Genomic DNA, 21,878 nt, shown 5'->3' with positions numbered 1-21,878 from the left:
ATACAAGAAGTGGAGGTAGTATTCATGAAACGAATCAGTGCTTTTCAAGTTATGGGACCCGTTATGATTGGCCCGTCCAGTTCACATACAGCTGGTGCTTTACGAATCGCGCAAATTGCTGCTCGCATCTTAAAAGAAACACCTAAAGAAGTTGACTTCTACCTTTACGGTTCTTTTGCTGAAACCTACCAAGGTCATGGAACAGATCGAGCACTTCTGGCAGGAATGCTTGGCTACGCTACGGATCATCCGGACATTCGGGATGCTTACCGAATTGCCGATGAAAAACAACTAACTTTCCGATTTTTTCCTACAGAACTGCAAGAGGGAATGCATCCAAACACTGTTGCTATCAAAGTGGTGGGAACTTCTGGAAACAATCTATCTTTGGCCGGAGCCTCTATCGGAGGAGGCGAAGTGGTTATTACGAATATCAATGGAATATCCGTTGCCTTTACTGGCGAATATCCAACGCTTATCGTCCAGCAACAAGACCGCCCCGGTGTTGCGGCTCATATTACTAGTGTCTTAGCAGGTGCAGGTGTTAATATTGGCACCATAAAAATGTATCGTGAGTATCGAGGCGACAGAGCCTTTACGATTCTAGAAACAGATGATCGACTGGATAAAGAGTTAGTCCAGCAAATCCTTGAGAATCAGCATATTCATGATGTATTTATGATCGACTAATCGAGTTAAGCCGAAAACAACGCCCTTATTAAACTTATATCACACACCTCAGTAACCCATGTTTGATGATCGATCAGAAAGGAATGAGATAATGTTTGGAAGTGGAAAAGAATTACTGGCAACTTGCCAGAATCAACGCATAAAGATCTCTCAAGCGATGATTCAACGAGAGCAGCACCTTTTTGAATCCTGCCCGGATCAACTTCGCAATCAAATGCTTCAACAGTGGAGAGTCATGGAAACTTCTGTGGAAAGCGCTCTGAATCAGAGCCTCACCTCTATGGGTGGTCTGATTGGTGGAGAAGCCAAAAAGCTAATGAAGCGCCAGCAAGCAGGAAAAGCAATTTGTGGTGACATCACAGCCAAAGCTGTTGCTTATTCTATGGGAGTATTAGAGGTAAATGCGTCTATGGGGGTTATCGTTGCCGCTCCTACAGCTGGCTCTTCCGGAATTTTACCCGGCACTCTCAAAGCTTTGCAAGAAGAGCATTCTTGGGAAGATACTCATATGGTCGATGCTCTTTTCTGCGCTTCTGCCATAGGCCTTATCATTACCGAAAAAGCTACGGTTGCAGGTGCCGAAGGAGGGTGTCAGGCCGAAACGGGTTCAGCTGCCGCTATGACAGCTGCCGCCATTTGTGAGCTTATGGGAGCATCTCCAGAAGTTAGCCTACACGCAGCCGCTATTTGCTTAAAAAACGTCATGGGTCAAGTTTGCGATCCAATTGCCGGCTTAGTAGAAGCTCCTTGCCAAAAACGAAATGGCATCGGGGCTGCCAATGCGCTTATTAGCGCTGAAATAGCTTTAGCTGGTGTCCCCAGCCTCATTCCTTTTGATGAGGTAGTAGAAGCGATGGGGCATGTTGGCCGAAGCTTGCCAGAATCGCTTAGAGAAACGGCTCTTGGCGGAGTTGCTGCGACACCTACCGGATGTGCATTAAAAGAAAAACTACGGCAAAAAAAGTAAGCCTTTCATCTCTACAGAGAAAGAACCAAATCGATGACTAGGAAGTAACTTTATCAAGTAACAACAAAAGCCAGCAACAAGGACAAGAAGAAGCAACTAGCAAAAGATCACCCTGTCCCTGTTGCTGATTTTTTATAACGTCCAAAGAGCTTTCTTTGTAGTAGATACTCCAATCATAAACGACTGCTTATTTTCCTATCTGATAACCATCATGCTTAAAATCCGTCGATCCATTCCTGCGTTATATACCCCTTGCCGGTCGCTATCCTTCCCTATTTTTTTGACCGTTCTCTGGTAATAGCGCTTCCCATTCCACCTGTCCCTACAACGATAATTGTACATCTTTTTTCTCCTCTAAAACCTTATTTTTTCTCCCATCCCATAGAACACTCCACTGCTTTTGTCCATTTCCGGTACAATTCTTCCTTTTTTTCCACTTCCATCTCTGGCATAAACTCTCGATCCAGTTCCCATTTTTCTTTAATTTCTTCATGATCTTTCCAAAACCCTACGGCAAGTCCTGCCAAATAAGCAGCTCCTAAGGCTGTAGTCTCAGCTACTGCCGTTCTTTTTACCGGAACGCCTAGAATATCCGCTTGAAAATCCATTAAGAAATTATTTACCGAAGCGCCCCCATCTACTTTTAATGTTTTTAATGTGATATTAGAATCTTCCTCCATCGCACTTAACACATCCCTCGTCTGATAAGCGATAGATTCCAAAGTAGCTCTTACAATATGCTCCCGCTTTACACCCCGAGTAAGGCCCACAATGGTCCCTCTCGCGTACATATCCCAGTAAGGAGCTCCCAATCCAGTAAACGCTGGCACCACATATACGCCATGAGTATCTTCCACTAAATTTGCATAGTATTCACTTTGTGCTGCATCATAAATCAACCGTAGTTCATCTCGTAGCCATTGAATAGAAGCGCCAGCAATAAAAATACTCCCTTCCAACGCATAGGTAATCTTTCCTTCTCTTCCCCAGGCAATAGTAGTAAGCAGTCCATTTTCGGAAATAATAGGTTCCTCTCCCGTATTCATTAACATAAAACAGCCAGTACCATAGGTGTTTTTCGCCATTCCCTGCTCAAAGCAAGCCTGTCCAAACAAAGCAGCCTGTTGATCTCCTGCATCACCGGCAATAGGAATTCTGGCTCCACCAAAAGTATGTTCATCGGTGTAACCATAGATATCACTGGATGGTTTCACTTCCGGAAGCATCGATTTTGGAATGTTCAACATTTCTAAAAGTTCTTCATCCCATTGAAGGGTATGAATGTTAAACAACATGGTTCTAGACGCATTACTATAATCTGTAACATGGGTTTTTCCCCGAGTAAGGTTCCAAATCAACCAAGTATCAACGGTTCCAAAGAGAAGTTTTCTCACTTCTGCCTTTTCCCTGGCTCCCTCTACATGGTCTAACAACCATTTGATTTTCGTGCCAGAAAAGTAGGCATCAATGACCAATCCGGTTTTTTTTCGCACCATGCCGCTTAAACCTTTGGCTTTCAGATCATCACAAATATCCGAAGTTCGTCGACACTGCCAGACAATCGCATTATAAATGGGCCTTCCCGTTTCTCGATCCCATATCACTGTAGTCTCCCGTTGATTGGTAATTCCAATAGCCGCTACTTCTTCCGGACGTATTCCATTAACTTCCAACACTTGTCGAGCCACACCACTTTGGGTACCCCATATTTCCATAGCATCATGTTCTACCCAGCCGGCCTTCGGATAAATCTGAGTAAACTCCGTTTGACTGGTTCCAATATTATTTCCTTCTCTGTCAAAAATAATCGCTCTAGAACTGGTCGTACCTTGGTCTAATGACATAATGTACTTTTTCACTGAAACTCCTCCTTTGGCTTGGTTGACTTAGCGTTTTTGAGTTCCTACTAGCGGTCTTTTCTTTTTCTCGCACCTGAGCAAACGTGCCAGCTAACTCTAGGCACAAAAAAGGACAAAAAAAACAAGAGTCACTTCAACGACTCTCCCATCCAATGTCCTTGTTTCATCTATTTTTTATTCTTTACGGAAAGTATATCGAAAAGACCCTTCTCTGTCAAGGAAACATTATCATTATTCAGAAATTTCCAACCTTTTTTACTCTTAAATCCCTTGAACCCACTACACCTATAATTTTGTACCTAAAAGCATAGCACACCATTCCACTTTCACTCGGTATGGTGTGCTAATGCTCTAAAAAAGAGGGGGATTACCTATATTAAGGAGTTACAACCGGCATTTCTTCTGCTGTCCAGCCTCGCATGCCTCTATACAAAGGCATTGCATCGATACCATTCAAACGAAGATTCAAAATGGTTTGCCCTGCCGTCTGACCAGAGAAGCAAGTAACGTAAACTGGTTTTTCAGTAGAAATTTCTTCCATCCGTTCCCCTATTTCTGGGAATGGTATCAACATTGCACCTTCAATATGTCCTTCATCATAAGCCTCTTGATTTCGAATATCAATGATTTCAATATCCTCTGATCCTGCCTCAATTAATTCTTTTACTTCCGGCGGACGAACAATATAATTGGTTCCCTGAGTGAAATGATTATGAATTGCTACCAACAAAATTTCTTGTTCAGGAGTCCAGCTTGCATCCGCTTCCGGCAGTTCATTCGCTTCTGTTTCTAAGGTGTCTTCACCCAGTTCCAAGGGTGCCCATCCAAAGTTCATGCCACCTTGCAGTGATAATGCATCAAAACCCATCAGCTGCATTGCCGCAATTGCCTGACCAGATGTTTGCCCAGTGAAGCAGTAGACCAGAATTTGACGGTCGTCCGGCAGAACATTCATCTTATCTCCTATTTCCGAATATGGAATATGGACAGCGCCTGGTATATGACCTTCTGCATAATCTTCTGCACTACGCATGTCCACGATAAAATAATCTTCCGGATTCTCTTCAATGAGAGGAAGAGCATTCTCAAAGCTAATCATGTTCCATGTACTATTTTCTTCTGTAATAGAATCATAGTAAGCCGTTGTTGCCTCTTTTATAACCGTTTCTCTATCCAGTTCCGCCTCTTCTTCTGATTCATCTGCCGGCTCTTCAACCACTTCTTCCACAACCGGTTCTTCTACTTCCTCTGCTTCTTCAGCAGGGGACCCACATCCTGCCAATAGTGATAAAGATAAAAGTAATGCAAGTAATAAGCTTAATATTTTTTTCTGACTCATCATAACTTCCTCCTTCTAGCTTTTTATATTTTCTTTAATTCACAAGTGTATTGCCTATGTGTTTTCTTTTTGGGCTTGTGAATTTAAAAACAAACTTAGCAAAAAAAATATACCCACTTAATCTTTCTGCTAAAAAACTACTAAAAATGTTAATTCGCTGTCAGTAAATTCTTTTTTGTTTATCTGTATCTCAGGCACTCCTTATTTCATTATTTTTTTGTTCGATTTCGCCAATAGTATTTTTTCTCCTATATCATCATACATGGTTTCAAGTAAATTTTCAACTAAATTATTCAAAAACTAGGTAGAAAAAAACAGATCCAAAGATCTGCTTTTTTTCTATGCTTCTGATATATCAATTACATCGTATCCCGCATCATCTATTGCCTCAACGATCGTTTCGTTATTTACTGCTTTCCCAAGTGTTACAATGGCATTCTTCGCTTCCAAGTCGATTACCACTTCCTCTACACCATCCACCTGTGCCAGGTTTTTTTCTACCCTTGCTGAGCAATGACCGCAGGTCATCCCTTCGATTTTAATTAGCTTTCTCATTGTTTACCTCCTCTTTGAGTATTTTATACGTTTTTTTCTACAACTTTCTTAAACGACGGCTGTATATCTGTCTTTTTTAAGCGCAAAGAGTTATAAATCACATTCAAAGAGCTGATAGACATCGCCGCCGCCCCAATCATAGGATGAAGTAATCCCACCATCGCTACCGGTATGGCTATTGCATTGTAAAACCAGGCCCAAAAATAGTTTTCTTTGATTTTCCGGAAAGTCCCTCTCGATAATAATATCGCTGAGATAATACCACTCAACTCTCCTTTTACCAAAGTAACATCGGCCGCTTCTATTGCAACATCAGTCCCGGTCCCAATGGCAATACCAATATTTGCCTGCTTTAGCGCCGGTGCATCATTGATTCCATCGCCTACCATTGCCACTGTTTCAAATTTTTTCTGAAGCGTTTTCACTTCTTCTACTTTTCCTTCCGGCAGTACTTCGGCTATTACGTAATCAATCCCAATTTTTTCCGCAATAGCTCTAGCTGTCCGCTCGTTATCACCCGTTACCATTGCTGTTTGAATACCCATTTCCTGTAGTTCTTTAACAGCTTTAGGCGAGTCTTCTTTTACCGGATCAGCCACAGCAATGATTCCTAATAGGTTTTCTTCACGAACAATCATCATCACTGTTTTCGCTTCATTTTCCAGTCTTTGAATTTCTTCTTCCAAATGTTCATAAGCTATTTTGTGTTTTTCCATTATTTTTCTATTTCCCATTAAAACCTTATCTCCATCCAAAAACCCTTCAATCCCCATGCCTGTTACTGCTTCAAAACCTTGGATGTCTCCCATGGGTATTTTTCTTTTTTTCGCTTCTTCTATGATTGCATGGGCTAGCGGATGTTCCGAGCCCTTTTCTAAGGCCCCTGCTACTTTCATTAAAGAAAACTCATCCACCCCGTCTCCCGTCACAATATCCGTTACAGCCGGTCTTCCGTGGGTTAACGTTCCTGTTTTATCAAAAATAATCATTTTTAAGTTCTTGAAGGTTTGTACCGCTTCGCCATTTCGAATTAAAATTCCTTTTTCAGCCCCCATTCCACTCCCTACCATAAGAGCCGTAGGCGTTCCAAGACCAAGAGCACAAGGGCAAGCAATAACCAACACAGCCGTCGCTGTAACAAAAGCAATCGATAACGTTCCAGCATCCGGATTCACCCATGGTAAAAAACCTGCTCCCCATTGCAAAATACTTTGATGAAATTCCGGAAACAGCAGGTTTGATGAAAACACAACTACGGTTATTATCAAAATCGCCGGAACAAAGTATCCAGTGATCCGGTCAGCAAATTCCTGAATTGGAACTTTAGAACCTTGGCAAGCTTCTACCAACTGAATAACCTGGGACAAAAAGGTTTCGTCACCCACCTTGGTCACTTTTACTTTTAGTAATCCCTGCTTATTGATCGTTGCTCCAATCACCGGATCACCCGATTCTCTCTTCACCGGCATAGATTCTCCTGTGGCCATGGATTCATCGATGGTGCTTTTCCCTTCTATAATAATCCCGTCTGTAGGAATTTTTTCGCCCGGTTTTACAATCATGACATCTTCTGGTTGCAATTCTTCCACAGGCACTTCCATTTCTTCTCCCCGTAAAAGGATGGTCGCTGTTTTGGCTCCCATTTCGACCAGTTTACGTATCGCCTGGGAAGCTCTTCCTTTTGCACGATTTTCCAGGTATTTCCCTATTAAGTGAAAGGTCATAATACTACTAGCCATTTCTGTAAATGCTTGCAGTGGAAAGAAAAAAGCTGTTAAGCCGATTAAATAAGGTGGCAAAGACCCTAACGAAACCAATACATCCATATTGGGACTTCCATTTTTTAATGCATTAAAACTTGCCTTGTGAACCTTTTTACCTAGCAAAAATATATTTGGAAAGGCCAGAAGATTAACGACCACCAGATAGTACGGGATTTCAACCCCTATAACCATATGAAGAATCATCAGAAACATGATCGTACCCGACAATATAGCTGACCGGACCATTCTTTTCCATGATTTTTGCATCATGATTTCATCCTGATCTACCTCCTGACCTCCTTTTGGCTCTGATATCAACTCGTAACCAAGGTCAGTAATTTTTTTACTAATTTCAACTATCCTCACCTGATCAGGTGAAAATATTACCGTTAGTTTTTCAGCTGGAAAATTCACTATAGCCTCTTCTACACCTCCCATCTTACTCAAAGCTTTCTCTATGGCAGCAGAACAAGCCGTACAAGTCATACCGGTGATTTTAAATGTTTTACGTATTGATCGGGCCGTTCCATCCTTCTCTTCTTTTGTCTCTGTTTCCTCTTCCTCCATAAGCACTTGATATCCCAAATCTTCAATGGCTTTTGCAATCATTTCTAAGGAGTTTTGAGACTCGTCATAGCGTAGATGAAGTTTTTCTGTAGCCATATTAATATCTGCTTTTTCAATACCTTCCCACTTAGCTAGCTTTTTTTCAATTGCGGCTGAACAACTAGCACAAGACATGCCACCTATTTTAAGCTTTGTATTTTTCATGTCATCCTCCTTTTGCAAGATTTCCATCTTTTCCTTCATTCGTTTTCGCTCATTATTTTGTTATTTTTTTTATCGTTGTCAGAACTTCGTCCACCACAGATACATCTCCCTTTTTTAGTTGATGGATCACACAGTGCTTCAAATGACTTTCTAATAATACCATTTCGATGGATTTAAGCGCCGATCTGGACGCCTCCAACTGATGGAGTATATCATCACAGTAAACTTCATTACTAATAAGTTTTTTTATACCACGTATCTGTCCCTCTACCCGATTTAAGCGATGCAATAAGCTCTTTTGTACCTCTGCCGAATGCTTTGATGGCGTTTTTTCTGTATTCATTCTATCTCCTCCCTCGATGCATTATACCATACCCCCCTACCCTATGTAAAGAGTTGGCGGATTGACAGATTTTCTTTCATATACTATAATTATTGTACTATTGTCCTAGAAAGGGAGCCGCCCATGGTCCCTGTTCTATTCATTAATTCGATAAAGGAGGGGCTCCAATGATTCCAGGTTCTGTCGGCAAGGAAAAAATTGTTTTTCGCAGCTATATCGAAGTCCGCCGTGTTAATGAGTCAGATATTAATTCGGTTTTTCAAATTGCCGCTTCCGTAGGTACTGGTCAAAAAGATTCTTCTCAAGGGTTTTTGGTAGACAATTACTCTTCCGACCCGACCTATTACAAGGAAAAATTCTCCGAACTAGCAAAAAGGCTTGATCATTTTTATGTCGCCGAAAACGTTACCGGAAAAAATCGAAGCCAAATTGTTGGCTTTTTAATCGGTTACACGAAATCTCAATGGCTGGAAGATAATCCTTCTTGGTTGGAAGATGTTCACTGGCACCCTTCTTTTGACCAGGAACGCCTTAATGATTTTATTGTAGTCGATAAAACAGCTATTCAATCTTACCTTACTGGTCATGGAATCGGAAGTGAACTTTATAAACGCTTAATCAAGGATATTCGTCAAAAGAACATTGAAACCATGTTAGCCGAAACCATTATTAGTCCTACACCTAATTTCGCCTCTTTAGCTTTTCGTAAAAAACAAAATTATCACTTAGCCGGCGTACGGTATGAAGATTATATAGGCGAAACTTTTACAGATTTGATTTATTACAAAGATATTTCTGAATTTTAACCCTATTCACTCCTCGCAATCATTCAAAATAAAAAGTCTGGACTGCTTTAAGCAGAATCCAGACTTTTTATTTTATCTTTTTTGTTATCAACGTTTGTAATTTTCAATGTTTTTTGTTTCCAAACAAGTTTTTTTGTCTTTCTTAACGCTTTCAACAACCTGTAGTACCAGGGCGAGCGTACGTATTCTTTCCTCTTCTTCATCCTCGTTCAATTTCCAATTATTTTTTCTTTCTTCGCAGTGAAGAGAAATCAATTTGCCTTTCACGCTTTCACTTCCTTTGCCCCCACATTCCAATAGCCAGCATAGTGCCCCTCTACATTGTCTTATTGCTTCTCTCCTGTTTATATTCGACAGCCTTACTTGAATCCCTTTTTTTTGCATAAAAAAACCCGGAATCTTATACATAAGTTCCAGGTTTTCTATTGATGCTATTCTTCGCCTGCTGTCCCTTCGGTTTCTCCAACCGTTGGTACAGCACCTGCATCCACCACTTCTTCACTTTCTTCTTCAGAAATTTCCTGAATATAAGAAAGGGTTGCAATAACGGTTTCTTTATCGTCCAGTATTTCAATGTTTTCATCAGTAGCGATGTTCAGATCCGCCATTGTAAGATTATCTTTATCTCTTAGTAAAGCAGCATCTACTTCTACGCTGTCCGGCATATGTCTTGGGAACATTTCAATTTCTACTTCATTAGCCTGCACCTGAAGAACGTAATCTCCCTTTTCTACAGAATCACGATTTAGAATATTGATGTTCATCATCATAGAAAGTTTTACGTTCTCATCCAAAGCTTGCAGATCTAAATGAATGAATCGGTTCTTCATATAGTCTTTTTGAACTTCTTTGATAATCGCAAAGCTTTTCTCTCCATTTAAGTTTAGTGTAATTTTACGATTACTTCCAAACTCGTTTAGGAGTCTCATTATTTCTTTTTCATCAGCAAACACCTCTTTGGTGGGCTTGCCTTTAGAGTAAACAACCGCTGGAATATTACCTTCCTTACGAGCGGCCTTTACACTTTTGTCCTGTATGGTCTCACGGGGAACCAATGTCAGTTGTGGGACTGCCATGGTGTTCACACTCCTTTCAATACCTATAACCGTTTAATACGGTTGGCTTTATTCTTTTTCTTCTTCATGTTCTTCTGTCTCTACTACATTTCGCCATGTTGGTTCTGGTGATGTAAAACGACTCAACCCTTCTCGAAAGGTTTCAACCATTTCCGGAGTTTCATCTAGTCGATAAATTCTCCCTGGGTTTCCTTCTTCATCACGATCAATACCATTCCACCATATCGCTACTTTTATGTCTTCGTAACGGGGCATATGATAAAACATCGACCAGATCCATGCTATTTTATCTCCGCCAACAGAGTTGGATCCAAATTCCGGGATCATTAGTGGCTGTTGAAACAACATGCTATATTCTTCATAATAGTCAGCATAGATACTGACAAAAGATTTCCAACGCTCACCCGGAAAATAGGTACCTGGATTATACCCTGTCATTCCTATGATATCAACATACTCATCTCCCGGATAATACATTAGGTAATGGTTCCATTGAAACCCAGGAAAGGATAAATCATGAGGATTCCAAACCCATATAACATTATCCAGATTATGTTTCTCAAATCGTTCGTAAATATATCGCCAGGAAGCAACAAAAATATCTGTATCCATTGAACTAAAGTAGGCTGAGTATACACACCAATCTCCATTCATTTCGTTATTAAGACGAAATAGGACTGGCTCCCCAAATTCTTTTAATTCTCTGGCGTACATATCTATATGGTCGTCATGCTTCCCTTCCAAAACATCATACAGTACCCGTCTGTTCTTTTCGTCTTCTCGATGCTTTGTTTGTAATGTCAGAACCACATTTCTTTTTTCTTCTCTGGCATTCTCCAACTCTTGACGGGGAAATTCCCGTTCAAAATTCTTGTAATGTAACAAAAACGGAAATTCGTATTCCAGCCTTCTTTCTAATCGAAAAAGATCAACGAAATCTCCTGGCGCCGAGTACTCAAATATGCCCCATATTAACTCATCGCTATCAATAAAGTATTGTTGGTAGAATGCTTGTGTTTGTAAACTCCAGTCGCGGTCCATCGGATAGTACCGCTGATGAAGCTGTGGAGTTGCTTTTCTATCTACGAGTTCAAAGCTTTCGATGATATCCCAGTGATTCTCCATAGGCTCCTGAGATTTGAATAGTAACGTAAAAACTTCCATTGAATTTCGTAGAAAAATAGCTTTTGCATAATGGTGCCGGTCGTTTTCAATCGCCTTTATCGGTGTTCTGTCCCATTCCAGGTAGTGAACCGTCATACCGTTTACCTTAAGAACTTCCTGCCGACGAAGGTGATGGTCTTGCCTATTCTGCAAAAACCCTCGGCTATAACTAATATAACTGTTTGCTGAATGAATCGTTCCTGAAAACTGATCATGATATATTTCTAACTTTGTGACATCATCCTCCAGCACACCTCTTACAGCCGAAAGCGAGAAGTCTTCTTCCATACTTGCCGGATACTGAAGTTTATAGCCAGCGGAATGATTTGTCAGCTCTTTTTTTTCAGAGGCAAATACCTTTATTTCCTGTGCATCTTCCCAGGATTCAAAGTCCGAGGCCTTTGACCTTTCCCCATTAAGAATGATCCAAGAATCTTCTATTCCATGGGTTTCTATGCCTTGCACAGGTACCACAGTACTTACCAGCAGGATCACCGTCACACAGACGGTAATGCATGATGTTCCTATTTTTTTCCAGATCATTTTTGCGCTCTCCTCTTCTCCAGGAGTTAGTCCACTGTATATGGCAGCAATGCCATGAATCTGGATCTTTTGATAGCTTGCGTAATATCTCGCTGATGGATTGCACAATTTCCACTAATTCGGCGAGGTAAAATCTTACCTCTCTCTGTCAGATATTTTTTTAATCGTCCAATATCTTTGTAATCAATGGTTGCTTTTTTATCGGCACAAAAAGTACAAATCTTCTTTTTGCTTCTCTTTTTTCTTCTGTTCATCATAAGGGAATTCCCTCCTTTACACAAAATATTGCTTTACGGTCATTAGAATGGCAAGTCTTCATCATCGTCCATTGCTTTGAAGTCATCTACATTAATCTCTTCTTCCGGATTAAAATCAGATGATGCCTCAGGACTGCTGGTACGTTGCATTGCTTGAGACGATCCTGTCGATGAGTTGTCGCCACCTAAAAATTCAATAACATTAGCAACAACATCCGTATTATAACGGGTTGAACCATCTTTCGCTTCGTAAGAACTTACTTGAAGCCTTCCCTGAACAGCAACTTTCCGGCCTTTCGCCAGATAGTTGGCGCAGTTTTCTGCTTGTTTCTCCCATACAACGACTCGAATAAAATCCGCTTCGTTGTTTTTACCATAGCCACGATTCACCGCAACAGTTAAGTTTGTCACTGCTTTTCCATTAGCTGTATAACGCAGTTCCGGGTCTCTGGCCAGATTTCCAATCAGGATAACTGTATTCACGCAAAAAACCCCCTACTCTTCGATTCTGGTGATCATATGGCGGATTACTTCGTCTGCGATCTTCATGTTACGATCCAACTCTTTCGGAACGTCCACGTCGGATTGAAAGTTCATCAGCATGTAGAAACCTTCTGTTTCTTTTTTAATTTCGTAAGCTAACTTACGCAGACCCCATTCTTCAATGTTGTCCACTTGTCCGTCGGCTTTCTCAATAATGCCTTTGTACTTTTCCAGTAACGCTTCTCTTTCCGCCTCTTCTGTAGCGGGTTTCATCACGTACATTAATTCGTATTTATTCACTTGTTTCACCTCCCTCTGGACTAAAAACGGCCCTGTTTTAACAGGGCAGAGAAATGATTTTCTCACATCAAGGCATTATAACATATAAGTTTGAAAAAAACAACTTCTATCTTGTTTTTACTTATTTATCAAGATTCTTTAAATAGTAAATTTATTCGAGGTTTGCGCTAAATCTTCTGCCATTTCCGTCAACTTTTTAGCGGAAGATACAATTTCTTCTGTAGAAGCAATTTGTTCTTCGCTGGAAGCAGCAACTACTTCTGAGTTTTCAGCAAAATCCTGGCTTATTCCATTAATAGTATTCACTTCAGATTCTATGCTTCGACTAGTTTCAGCAACCTGATGAATTTTTTCAACACTTTCAAAAATAGTATCTATCAAATGACTTATTTCTTGACTGATTCGATCAAATATGGCTCCATTTTCATTGATTTTCACTGAACTTTGATTAACTTTATCAGCGCTAGTACCCATTTTTTCAACAGCCGAATTAACATCTTTCTGTATAATGCTAATCAATTCGTCGATATTAACAGTGGCTTTAGAAGACTCTTCAGCTAATTTTCTAATTTCGTCTGCAACAACAGAAAAGCCTTTTCCAGCCTCTCCAGCTCTAGCCGCTTCTATCGCTGCATTTAGAGCAAGTAAATTAGTTTGATTCGATACATTTTGGATAAGTTCAACAATTTTACCAATTTCCTCAGATCTCTTTCCTAGTCTTTCAATTACAACGCCTACTTCTTTTGTATCTTCCTTCACCTCAGAAATTTGATCAATTGATTCATCAATGGAATTTTGTCCATTTTTTATTTCTTCCAATACTTCTTTTGAAACTCGATTCATCTCTTGAGCCTGTTTTTCAACTCCTTGAACCTCAGAACCTAGCCCGTTTATATTTCGAGCTGTAGCTTCCAATCTCATTGACTGATTTCCAGCTCCATCAGCAACAGTTTGAATAGCTGTTCCAACTTCTTCTGCCGCTTTGCCAACTTCACTTCCAGAAACAGACAACTCTTCACTATAGGTAGCTACCCTCTGTGCCATCGACTGTATTTGAGCAATGATTTCTCTTAAATTTTCAGTCATGTTCTTTAAAGAAGATCCTAACCGTCCAAATTCATCTTCTCTTTGAACAAATTCGTCAGGCAGCTCTGCTTTAAGATTTCCTGCTGCAACTTTTTCTGCGTGTTCCACAGCCATCTTCAAGTACTTAAGGATTAGTTTTTTAATAGCTATATAGATAATCAGCATAAAAATAAGCATCGCAACAACCGAAATGATAGAAGAGTTAATAACACTTTGTGTAATTCCTAGCTCCGACTCAGGTAGCGTCAGAATTAATTTCAAACCACTAGTACCTACCTCCTGATAAGACAGTAAGTTGCTTTCATTATCAATCGATGTACTGATCAACCCTGGTTGTCTATCGCTCACAACAAGATCTCCAACCTCTGATAAAGAACTCTCCAAATCTGTTATTTTAGTACCCATTGGATTTTCAATGGCTTCATTAACGACAAAATCACCTTGATAGCTTATTAAAAACGCCTGTCCATTTTCCCCTATGGTTAACCCACTTATATGTTCCTGCATCTTATCTAAACCAATATCCAGTGTCACCACACCGATAGTCTGATTATTTCTTTTTACTGGTGAGGAAATGGTAATCATCGGCACCTTTGAAATTGGATCAACATAAGGTTCAGACCATACGGATTCGTCACCTAGCCCGTCTTGATACCACTCATATTGAAAATAATCTCCATCTTGATCGCTATACTCCCACGAAACTACGATAGAGTCATTGTCCAAATATAAGAACGGACCATAATACTTCTGGTCTTCTACATATTTACCCGGTTCCATCCATACCCCGCCACCAACAATCATTTGATTGCTTTGCATCACCGTCTCAAAATAATCAAATAGCAGTGACTCATCGTTGCTCTTATCATTTGAAACCAGCGCCGCAATATTCTCTGATGCTGTCTCACTTATAAGGAGCTCCGCATTAAGAAATCCAGCCTCCGCTCTCAGTTTTTCTTTTAGATAATTTTCAGCTTCATTTCTCATATTATCGCCATAATAAGTGCTACTGATAACTATTTGTATCCCAAAAATAATAACTCCAGCTAATATCAGGCAACTCATTAGTTTTACAAACAAGCTTCTTTTCAATACATTCACAAAGCATTCTCCTTCTTCTTTTTATTCATCCCGATTTTGTACCTTCATCATAACATAGCATATTCTACTGAACAATTCCTCTTTTATGTTTTAGCATTCGCCCTCATAGAAACTCTATTTTTTTTTGCACCTCCTGACTGACCTCTTAGCAATACTATTTTTTCCTTTTACACAGTAGTTATCAGGAAAATCCTACTCATTTACTCTTATTTGAAATGCAAAAAACTCTAGAGCTGTTTGAGCAAATGCCTAGAGTTTTTTAGTATTTATTTTTCTTAAACAAATTCTGACTGCTGAGCGATGTCTCGACCTTTTTTCCATACTTTTTCATTTACTGCCTGCAATTTTTCCGGGTAAGTTCGTTTAATAGCCTTCAGCCATCCTTCTTCACTTATTGGAAGAAAATGAGAGATACCACCTACCATTAGCGTGTTTGCCGCTTTTTCATTGCCACATTCTCTCGCTTCTTTAAAGGCATCCAAGGCTAGACTGTCAAACTTTTCCAGCATTTGTTGAATTTCTTTTTCAGGATATACGGCTTGTTCCTGCTGCACGATAGTAGGGTATACCTGATGTTGGTTTAACAGTATTTTCGCCTCCGTCTTCAGGTCAAACTGCCAGCGCAGGGCTTCCATCGGTTCAATGCCTAGCAGCAGATTCACTTCTCCTTCCGGTATATTAGGAGAGTAAATATTCTTTCCAATTCGGACAGATCCCCAAACACGACCGCCACGCTGAGCTAATCCTATCACATCGTTACTCTTTATATCATACCCTTCTCCAAAAGCTGCCTGACAGATCAATTCTGTTGTCATCACAAGCCCCTGGCCTCCAATTCCTGCAATCAAAACATTAATTGCCTTCATTAGTACCTCCCCCTTCTCTACGCTTAATCGCATTTACCGGACATACTTGTGCGCAAATAGAACATCCAACGCACATAGAGGGATCAATGGATGATTTTTCTTTTTCTTGTCCTTCATACTTTTTCATTCGAAGAGGAGGACAGTTGGTTTTAATACAGGTTCTACATCCAATACAGGTTTCCGGCTCCACATAAAATACCGGTTCTTTAATTTTGAAATGAAGAGCACAGGGTCGTGTCATTACCAGTACGGATACACCTGGTGTTTTAATAGCTTTTTTAACAGCAGCGCTGGTTTCTTTATATCGGAATTGATCCAGTATCTGCACCTCTTCAATCCCCATCTCCTTTATTAGGGAAGGAATATGAATATGTTTTTCCGCTTCTGGCATTCTTTTTCCAGTAGATGCATTTTTTTGACCACCGGTCATCGCCGTAGTTCCATTGTCTAACAGAATAATCGTTAAGTTATCTTCCGGCTCTAAATGGTCCATAAGATTTACCATGCCCGGCATTCCAGAGTGAAAAAAAGTTCCGTCACCAATTACCGAGACCAGAGGTATCTCTCTTCCTGCTTTTCGATTGGCTTTTAACATTCCTGTCGATATACCAATGGTTGCTCCCATGCTAATCAATGAATGAGATACCTCAAAAGGAGGAAACAGCCCCATCGAATAACATCCAATGTCGTTATTCACCATCACCTTACTCTTTTTCAAAATATCAAACACCGGCCGATGAGGACATCCCGGACAAAACAAAGGGGGTCTTGGCGTCACTTTTTCTTTCTCCATTTCTTCTTCTTGACGACTTACAACGCTCATTTCTCTGGCTAATCCAGCATTTCGAAGGCCGGTCAAAATTTCTTGATCACCTAGCTCTCCTGTAAAGGAAAAGTATTTTTTTCCTTCACAAGAGATGTTTGCCAAAGCTAATTCATTTTCAATAAAAGGAGTCATTTCTTCAATAACAATCACTTGCTTATATGGTTGGATCAGTTCTTTTAAGTGATTTAAGGGTAATGGATATACCATTCCTAATTTCAAGATGCTTACAGGTTTCAGTTTTTCCTCTATTTCTTTCAGATGATAGTAAGGCAATCCCGCTGTAACAATCAGCGTCTCTGCCTGATAGGCTTCTTCCATCTGACACCACTTCTCGGCTTCGCCATCGGCAACTATCTGTTCCAAACGCTCCTTCATTGCATATTGTTTATCAAAGGTATTCGGCGGAATCATGGCATAGGATGGTACGTCCCGGGGAAATTCATCCTGAATTGCTTCCTCCCTTTCTCCCGTTTCCACTAAACAACGACTATGACACGCTCGACTGGTGATTTGCAGCATCATTGGCATGGCATATTTTTCGCTAAGCTCCAAGGCTTTTTTAGTATAATCCTTTGCTTCCTGACTATTTCCAGGTACAACCACCGCCATATTGGCAAACTTTGCAAGATTTCGGTTATCCTGCTCATTTTGAGAACTGTGCATTCCCGGATCATCCCCGGATACTAACAAAAATCCACCTCTTACTGGAGTTTGAGTAAACGTCAACAGTGGATCTGCCGCAATATTTACGCCTACATGCTTCATGCTGACCATTGCCCTGACTCCAGCAAAAGAAGCGCCAATCGCTGTTTCCAGAGCAACTTTCTCATTAATCGAGAAGGCAGCATCTATCTCCGGATATTGGTTAGCCGTTTCCAGTATTTCCACCGTCGGCGAACCAGGATAGCTGGCTGCCACTAAACCACCTGCTTCATAAAATCCACGGGCAATTGCCTGATTTCCTGTCATGATTGTTTTTTCTTTATCGCTCATAATCTATTCCACCTCCATCCTTTAAGCTACCCTTTTTTATAGTGAATCAACAAAATAAGTTAGATTTTTCTGTTAACTGGTATTTATTTTCTAGTCACCACCGTATCTGCCACCCGGTCTCCTAACCGTTGTTTTCTGGGAGAGTTAATGACTAGAATAATTCCTAATAAATAGAAAACAGGAAGTGCGTCTATGATTCTAAGTAGGTTCCGGACAATCGAGGCGCTTAGACCGCAAGGACTGCCATCCACTTTTCTGACCTGAATCCCCATGGCCATTTTTCCTAAAGTTGCTCCTGCAAGTCCTTCCATCAACACATAGTAAAGAATAGACCCGACACTTAAAAAAAAGTAAGCTGTCCATGGAAACGTGGGGTGTATTCCCGCTTGATAGCTGGTTATCATACGCTGATACGACATGTACATTAGGATTCCACCTGCCACCATAAAAATAATACCATCAATAAGCTGAGCAATGATTCGGGGTCCTAACCCCACATATTCCAATGCCCCAGCGATCCGTATCCCTTTCACACAAGAGTTTTCTACCGGTACATTAGGTTGTCGGACACCTAAAGAAGCAGCCCCCACCGAAGCAGGCGGTGGTATCGGTGATGTCTGACAATGGATTAGCCCCGTAATCTCCGCCGCCGGCTTCCACTCATTCATTTGATGGTGCCGAACATAATCCTCCGGAGATATCCTTCCTTCGCCAGCAAACTGTATCATTTGTTCCCAGGTATACGGCCCATACTGCTGACCTTTTTTTGCCAAATACCATTGCATACTCATCTTTTCCCCTCCTCGAATTCTTAACCCTTCTATTCCTTCAAATCTATCATAGAGCCATGCTTTTAAACACACCCTAAATGGGTAGTATTGAATTGAGAGGAAGGATCAGGCCTACCCAAAAAGGGTAGTAAGGCTTTTTTTACCCACAAGGAGGCTTTTTCGATGAATAAAACAATGATTAGCATGAGCATGATCGCCGTCCTAATGGCCATAACGGCTTACCTTCAAGGTGGTATCTCAATGGTAGCAGAAGGTTTTCTGTTAGGCATGGACCATTTGCTTGCGGTATTTCCTGTCCTAATTGCTGCCTTTGCTGTTGCTGGATTAATATCCGTACTACTTAATAAAGAGACTGTCGCCAAATGGCTCGGTGAGGAAGCTGGATGGAAAGGTCCTTTTTACGGCACGGTAATTGGTGCCATGGTGCCTGGCGGTCCTTTCTTTTTTTATCCTTTGATGGCTACCTTACTCCTTTCCGGCGCCAGTGTGGGTACTATCATCAGTTTTTCCGCAGCCAAAACGCTCTGGAACATCGGTCGACTACCTATTGAAATTGCCTTTGTGGGTATTGAATTAACCCTTATCCGTTTTTTAATCACCGTAGCTTTTCCTGTGATGGCCGGAACCTTTGTAAATATTTTCTTCCCAAAACTGGCTACCGCAATAAAAGAAGATGTTCATAAGCTTCAACAAAAAAACCAGCCAAAGAATCGGGGTGATTCTGTTGACTGATACGATGATCGTTCTTGGTCTGATGGCCCTCATCCTCTTTGGAGCAGCCTTCAGAAAAGGTTTGCATTTGGAAGGACTCCGTAGCGGATATCGCATGTTCTTAAAGGTGGTGCCTTTGCTGTTTCTTGCTTTTGTTTTAGTGGGATACCTTAACCTTTTACTGCCAAAAGAAATCTTATCCGATTGGCTCGGTGAATCCGCCGGTTGGAAGGGGCTATTTATCGGCCCTGTTATAGGCGCCTTGGTTCAAGGCGGTCCTTTTGCTTTTTTTCCACTCTTTGACTCTGTGTTCCGAGATACGGTCACCACCGGCACCGCCGTTGCCATGATTACAGCCTGGGGAATGATTAATATTGGTCATTTGCCTTACGAAGCTGCCTTTCTAGGCCCCCGTTTCATTATGTTAAAATACAGCCTATACCTTCTTTTTCCTACGATTGCTGGTTTTTTAGCTAACCTTCTTTTTGGTCCATGATGATTTCCTGTACTGGTAGTAACACCGCAAACTCCGAGCCCATTTGAGGTTCACTCCATACCTTTACCGTTCCTCCATGCAGCTCAACAATGCGTTTTACTAAAGACAATCCCAGTCCACTGCCTTCTGTGCCGTGGGCTGTTTCTCCCTGATAAAATTTTTCAAAAACACGATTTCTTGTTGCTTCCGGCATTCCTTCTCCGTAATCTTTTACTACTATTTGAACTCCTTCCGACTCGTGCTTGAGCTGAATTGAAATGCATCCTTCCTGCTTTGAAAACTTAATAGCATTGCTGATAAGGTTAATCCATACCTGTTGTAACAATTCTTCGTCTCCAGCGATCATTGCCCGGTCTAATTCAATTTCCCAGTCTATTCCTTTTTTATCCCATGCCGGTTCCAACAATAAAACAGATTTGCGAATCTGCTCGTCCAAGTAGAAACGTTCGTATTTTTGAATAATTTCCTGGTTTTCCAATTTAGAAAGCTTCAACATATTGCTGGTTAAATGAGAAAGACGTCCAGATTCTTCTACAATAATACGGGCATATTCCTTTCTTTCTGATTCTGACAAATTGTCCTTTTGAAGCAGTTTAGCAAATCCTTGAATCGATGCGATAGGGGTTTTGAATTCGTGTGAAACATTGCTGACAAAGTCTTTTCGCAAAGTATCCATTTGTTTCAATTCACTAGCCATCTGATTAAAGTGATTCGTCAGCTGTCCTATTTCATCTTTACTATGATGATCAATGGAAATATCAAAATTCCCATTAGCAATTTCTCTGGTTGCATTTGTTAACTTTATGATGGGCTTCACCGTATGCCTTACCACAAAAATAATAAGGATAGATCCGATAATCACCACAGAAGTCCCCGAAAACCATTCTCTGGATGCCATAATGCGCCAGACCGTCCGATCCGGTTTTAGCTGAATTCTCACCAGGTCTTCTTCCACCAGAAAATAGGTGCGAATACCATGAAAACGATCTGTCAACTCATGCACTACCCCACCTTGCTCGATCACTCTTAAATCTTCTTCCCGGAAGTCAGGAACATTTTCCTGGGATACAATGTGCGCATCCGAATTAAACCAAGACATCATTTCAACAATTTCTTGACTGCTCAAATCCGTTCTTTCCGCTATTTCCTGGGTTAAATAACTAATCGACTCCTGACTTTGCAGAATTTCTCGATGCAAGTTAGGCATCAATAAAACTGTTGTTAGAAATGATAGAATAGAAGAGATAAGAATTAATCCAATAAAAATCACCGTCAGTCTGACAGAGATATGCTTCATACCTCATTCTCCCTTTTCTCTGCTTTATATCCCAGTCCTCTTACAGTCAAAATATCGAAATCCGGCCAATTAGAAAATCTTTCCCTCAGCCTTTTTATATGAACATCCACTGTGCGTTCGTCACTTTCCACTTCCAGTCCCCATATCTCATCCATTAGCTGCTGACGGGTGAAAATTTGTCTTGGGTAACTCAATAGCTTAAAAAGCAAGGAAAACTCTTTATTAGGAAGAGTTACTTGCTCTCCTTCTCTTTTGACACTTAATGTATCATAGTCCAGGATCGTTTTTCCTACGGTTATCCGGTGTTCATTCATAATTCTAGCCCGGCGCAATAAAGCCGCTACTCTTAAAAGCATTTCATCCATATCAATCGGCTTGACCATATAATCATCTGTACCAGCCATAAAGCCTTGCTTTTTATCTTCCATGCTTTCTTTAGCCGTTACCATTAAAATAGGTAATTGATAATCCGCTTTTCTCAGGGAATCAGTTAGTTCATAACCATCCATTTCCGGCATCATAATATCGCTAATCATCAAATCCACATGATGTCGATCCAAAAGATCCAGTGCTTCCTCTCCATCAGAAGCAGAGAGCACCTGGTATCCGTTTTGCTTCAAAACAGCTTCCATTAATTTTTGTAGATTTTTATCGTCCTCCACTACCAGAACACGAAACATACTACCCCTCCATTCTTTTGACATTTCATAATCCCTTATTAGAAAAAAGGATGCCAGACTTGATCCCCGGCTTACTTCCGGTTCACAGTCTGGCATCGCCAAGGGAAAGGACAGC

23 protein-coding genes are annotated in these 21,878 nt (G+C 40.8%); 5 read left to right on the top strand and 18 right to left on the bottom strand.

Going from position 1 to position 21,878, the window contains the following annotated elements; genetic code table 11:
* Positions 1-24: 24 nt before the first annotated feature.
* Both sdaAB and sdaAA read left to right on the top strand, forming a co-directional pair.
* A complete protein-coding gene (sdaAB, locus tag BLV55_RS06260; protein ID WP_093312488.1) occupies positions 25-690 on the top strand; it encodes an L-serine ammonia-lyase, iron-sulfur-dependent subunit beta in 666 nt (221 codons plus the stop codon).
* A 91-nt stretch (positions 691-781) separates the two neighbouring features.
* Positions 782-1,657 carry an L-serine ammonia-lyase, iron-sulfur-dependent, subunit alpha gene (gene sdaAA / locus BLV55_RS06255; protein WP_330386581.1) on the top strand — a complete coding sequence of 292 codons (876 nt, stop codon included), beginning with the start codon at positions 782-784 and terminating at the stop codon, positions 1,655-1,657.
* A gap of 195 nt (positions 1,658-1,852) precedes the next feature.
* Here sdaAA and BLV55_RS14570 read toward each other — a convergent pair whose 3' ends face one another.
* From BLV55_RS14570 to BLV55_RS06230, 6 genes are all read right to left on the bottom strand, one after another.
* The gene (locus BLV55_RS14570) at positions 1,853-1,999 is read right to left on the bottom strand and encodes a hypothetical protein (RefSeq protein ID WP_176968296.1); all 147 of its coding nucleotides are present in this window, start codon (positions 1,997-1,999) and stop codon (positions 1,853-1,855) included.
* Between the two features lie 20 nt (positions 2,000-2,019).
* The gene (gene glpK / locus BLV55_RS06250; RefSeq protein ID WP_093312486.1) at positions 2,020-3,516 is read right to left on the bottom strand and encodes a glycerol kinase GlpK; all 1,497 of its coding nucleotides are present in this window, start codon (positions 3,514-3,516) and stop codon (positions 2,020-2,022) included.
* A gap of 376 nt (positions 3,517-3,892) precedes the next feature.
* Positions 3,893-4,855, bottom strand: a complete 963-nt coding sequence (locus BLV55_RS06245) for a rhodanese-like domain-containing protein (protein ID WP_176968295.1) — start codon at positions 4,853-4,855, stop codon at positions 3,893-3,895.
* A gap of 339 nt (positions 4,856-5,194) precedes the next feature.
* Positions 5,195-5,410, bottom strand: coding sequence for a heavy-metal-associated domain-containing protein (locus BLV55_RS06240; RefSeq protein WP_093312480.1), 216 nt, complete (start codon positions 5,408-5,410; stop codon positions 5,195-5,197).
* Positions 5,411-5,433: 23 nt separating this feature from the next.
* Positions 5,434-7,944, bottom strand: coding sequence for a heavy metal translocating P-type ATPase (locus BLV55_RS06235; protein WP_093312477.1), 2,511 nt, complete (start codon positions 7,942-7,944; stop codon positions 5,434-5,436).
* A gap of 52 nt (positions 7,945-7,996) precedes the next feature.
* Positions 7,997-8,287 carry a metal-sensitive transcriptional regulator gene (locus BLV55_RS06230; protein ID WP_093312475.1) on the bottom strand — a complete coding sequence of 97 codons (291 nt, stop codon included), beginning with the start codon at positions 8,285-8,287 and terminating at the stop codon, positions 7,997-7,999.
* 167 nt (positions 8,288-8,454) lie between these two features.
* Here BLV55_RS06230 and BLV55_RS06225 point away from each other — a divergent pair, with 167 nt between their 5' ends.
* Complete coding sequence (locus BLV55_RS06225; protein ID WP_093312472.1) at positions 8,455-9,093, top strand: GNAT family N-acetyltransferase; 639 nt, start codon at positions 8,455-8,457, stop codon at positions 9,091-9,093.
* Between the two features lie 87 nt (positions 9,094-9,180).
* Here the strand turns inward: BLV55_RS06225 and BLV55_RS14450 are convergent, their stop codons facing one another.
* The 10 genes from BLV55_RS14450 to BLV55_RS06175 form a co-directional block, all read right to left on the bottom strand.
* Positions 9,181-9,360 carry a hypothetical protein gene (locus BLV55_RS14450; protein WP_143033175.1) on the bottom strand — a complete coding sequence of 60 codons (180 nt, stop codon included), beginning with the start codon at positions 9,358-9,360 and terminating at the stop codon, positions 9,181-9,183.
* Positions 9,361-9,524: 164 nt separating this feature from the next.
* Complete coding sequence (locus tag BLV55_RS06215) at positions 9,525-10,169, bottom strand: 50S ribosomal protein L25 (RefSeq protein ID WP_093312467.1); 645 nt, start codon at positions 10,167-10,169, stop codon at positions 9,525-9,527.
* A 48-nt stretch (positions 10,170-10,217) separates the two neighbouring features.
* Positions 10,218-11,876 carry a glycoside hydrolase family 26 protein gene (locus BLV55_RS06210; RefSeq protein ID WP_093312464.1) on the bottom strand — a complete coding sequence of 553 codons (1,659 nt, stop codon included), beginning with the start codon at positions 11,874-11,876 and terminating at the stop codon, positions 10,218-10,220.
* Between the two features lie 26 nt (positions 11,877-11,902).
* A complete protein-coding gene (gene rpsR / locus BLV55_RS06205) occupies positions 11,903-12,133 on the bottom strand; it encodes a 30S ribosomal protein S18 (RefSeq protein WP_093312462.1) in 231 nt (76 codons plus the stop codon).
* Positions 12,134-12,175: 42 nt separating this feature from the next.
* Positions 12,176-12,616, bottom strand: coding sequence for a single-stranded DNA-binding protein (locus BLV55_RS06200; protein ID WP_093312459.1), 441 nt, complete (start codon positions 12,614-12,616; stop codon positions 12,176-12,178).
* Positions 12,617-12,628: 12 nt separating this feature from the next.
* Positions 12,629-12,916, bottom strand: coding sequence for a 30S ribosomal protein S6 (gene rpsF, locus BLV55_RS06195; RefSeq protein WP_093312456.1), 288 nt, complete (start codon positions 12,914-12,916; stop codon positions 12,629-12,631).
* Between the two features lie 138 nt (positions 12,917-13,054).
* Positions 13,055-15,103, bottom strand: coding sequence for a methyl-accepting chemotaxis protein (locus tag BLV55_RS06190; protein WP_093312453.1), 2,049 nt, complete (start codon positions 15,101-15,103; stop codon positions 13,055-13,057).
* A gap of 275 nt (positions 15,104-15,378) precedes the next feature.
* Positions 15,379-15,969 (bottom strand): indolepyruvate oxidoreductase subunit beta, encoded by a 591-nt coding sequence (locus BLV55_RS06185; RefSeq protein WP_176968294.1) that lies wholly within the window; start codon positions 15,967-15,969, stop codon positions 15,379-15,381.
* On the bottom strand, positions 15,956-17,788 hold the full coding sequence (locus tag BLV55_RS06180) for a thiamine pyrophosphate-dependent enzyme (RefSeq protein WP_093312448.1): 1,833 nt from the start codon (positions 17,786-17,788) through the stop codon (positions 15,956-15,958). Before BLV55_RS06180 ends, BLV55_RS06185 begins: the two co-directional genes overlap by 14 nt.
* An 83-nt stretch (positions 17,789-17,871) precedes the next feature.
* Positions 17,872-18,579, bottom strand: a complete 708-nt coding sequence (locus BLV55_RS06175; protein WP_093312445.1) for an RDD family protein — start codon at positions 18,577-18,579, stop codon at positions 17,872-17,874.
* 162 nt (positions 18,580-18,741) lie between these two features.
* Here BLV55_RS06175 and BLV55_RS06170 point away from each other — a divergent pair, with 162 nt between their 5' ends.
* Both BLV55_RS06170 and BLV55_RS06165 read left to right on the top strand, forming a co-directional pair.
* The gene (locus BLV55_RS06170; protein WP_093312443.1) at positions 18,742-19,311 is read left to right on the top strand and encodes a permease; all 570 of its coding nucleotides are present in this window, start codon (positions 18,742-18,744) and stop codon (positions 19,309-19,311) included.
* On the top strand, positions 19,304-19,786 hold the full coding sequence (locus tag BLV55_RS06165) for a permease (protein ID WP_176968293.1): 483 nt from the start codon (positions 19,304-19,306) through the stop codon (positions 19,784-19,786). Before BLV55_RS06170 ends, BLV55_RS06165 begins: the two co-directional genes overlap by 8 nt.
* Here the strand turns inward: BLV55_RS06165 and BLV55_RS06160 are convergent.
* Both BLV55_RS06160 and BLV55_RS06155 read right to left on the bottom strand, forming a co-directional pair.
* Positions 19,764-21,083, bottom strand: coding sequence for a HAMP domain-containing sensor histidine kinase (locus BLV55_RS06160; RefSeq protein WP_093312439.1), 1,320 nt, complete (start codon positions 21,081-21,083; stop codon positions 19,764-19,766). The genes BLV55_RS06165 and BLV55_RS06160 overlap by 23 nt on opposite strands.
* A complete protein-coding gene (locus BLV55_RS06155; RefSeq protein ID WP_093312436.1) occupies positions 21,080-21,763 on the bottom strand; it encodes a response regulator transcription factor in 684 nt (227 codons plus the stop codon). Before BLV55_RS06155 ends, BLV55_RS06160 begins: the two co-directional genes overlap by 4 nt.
* Between the last annotated feature and the right edge of the window lie 115 nt (positions 21,764-21,878).

It is taken from the genome of Tindallia californiensis, from assembly GCF_900107405.1.
GTDB lineage: Bacteria > Bacillota > Clostridia > Peptostreptococcales > Tindalliaceae > Tindallia > Tindallia californiensis.
This window is presented reverse-complemented; position numbering and strand designations above follow the sequence as displayed.

What these genes read in the sequence shown, in the direction of transcription:
- sdaAB (WP_093312488.1), top strand. Translation starts at nt 25, where the DNA reads ATGAAACGAATCAGTGCTTTTCAAGTTATGGGACCCGTTATGATTGGC.
- BLV55_RS06215 (WP_093312467.1), bottom strand. Translation starts at nt 10,169, where the DNA reads ATGGCAGTCCCACAACTGACATTGGTTCCCCGTGAGACCATACAGGAC.
- BLV55_RS06185 (WP_176968294.1), bottom strand. Translation starts at nt 15,969, where the DNA reads ATGAAGGCAATTAATGTTTTGATTGCAGGAATTGGAGGCCAGGGGCTT.
- BLV55_RS06210 (WP_093312464.1), bottom strand. Translation starts at nt 11,876, where the DNA reads ATGATCTGGAAAAAAATAGGAACATCATGCATTACCGTCTGTGTGACG.
- rpsR (WP_093312462.1), bottom strand. Translation starts at nt 12,133, where the DNA reads ATGATGAACAGAAGAAAAAAGAGAAGCAAAAAGAAGATTTGTACTTTT.
- BLV55_RS06170 (WP_093312443.1), top strand. Translation starts at nt 18,742, where the DNA reads ATGAATAAAACAATGATTAGCATGAGCATGATCGCCGTCCTAATGGCC.
- BLV55_RS06155 (WP_093312436.1), bottom strand. Translation starts at nt 21,763, where the DNA reads ATGTTTCGTGTTCTGGTAGTGGAGGACGATAAAAATCTACAAAAATTA.
- sdaAA (WP_330386581.1), top strand. Translation starts at nt 782, where the DNA reads ATGTTTGGAAGTGGAAAAGAATTACTGGCAACTTGCCAGAATCAACGC.
- BLV55_RS06245 (WP_176968295.1), bottom strand. Translation starts at nt 4,855, where the DNA reads ATGAGTCAGAAAAAAATATTAAGCTTATTACTTGCATTACTTTTATCT.
- BLV55_RS06235 (WP_093312477.1), bottom strand. Translation starts at nt 7,944, where the DNA reads ATGAAAAATACAAAGCTTAAAATAGGTGGCATGTCTTGTGCTAGTTGT.
- BLV55_RS06160 (WP_093312439.1), bottom strand. Translation starts at nt 21,083, where the DNA reads ATGAAGCATATCTCTGTCAGACTGACGGTGATTTTTATTGGATTAATT.
- BLV55_RS06230 (WP_093312475.1), bottom strand. Translation starts at nt 8,287, where the DNA reads ATGAATACAGAAAAAACGCCATCAAAGCATTCGGCAGAGGTACAAAAG.
- BLV55_RS06225 (WP_093312472.1), top strand. Translation starts at nt 8,455, where the DNA reads ATGATTCCAGGTTCTGTCGGCAAGGAAAAAATTGTTTTTCGCAGCTAT.
- BLV55_RS06180 (WP_093312448.1), bottom strand. Translation starts at nt 17,788, where the DNA reads ATGAGCGATAAAGAAAAAACAATCATGACAGGAAATCAGGCAATTGCC.
- BLV55_RS14570 (WP_176968296.1), bottom strand. Translation starts at nt 1,999, where the DNA reads ATGTACAATTATCGTTGTAGGGACAGGTGGAATGGGAAGCGCTATTAC.
- BLV55_RS06175 (WP_093312445.1), bottom strand. Translation starts at nt 18,579, where the DNA reads ATGAGTATGCAATGGTATTTGGCAAAAAAAGGTCAGCAGTATGGGCCG.
- BLV55_RS06240 (WP_093312480.1), bottom strand. Translation starts at nt 5,410, where the DNA reads ATGAGAAAGCTAATTAAAATCGAAGGGATGACCTGCGGTCATTGCTCA.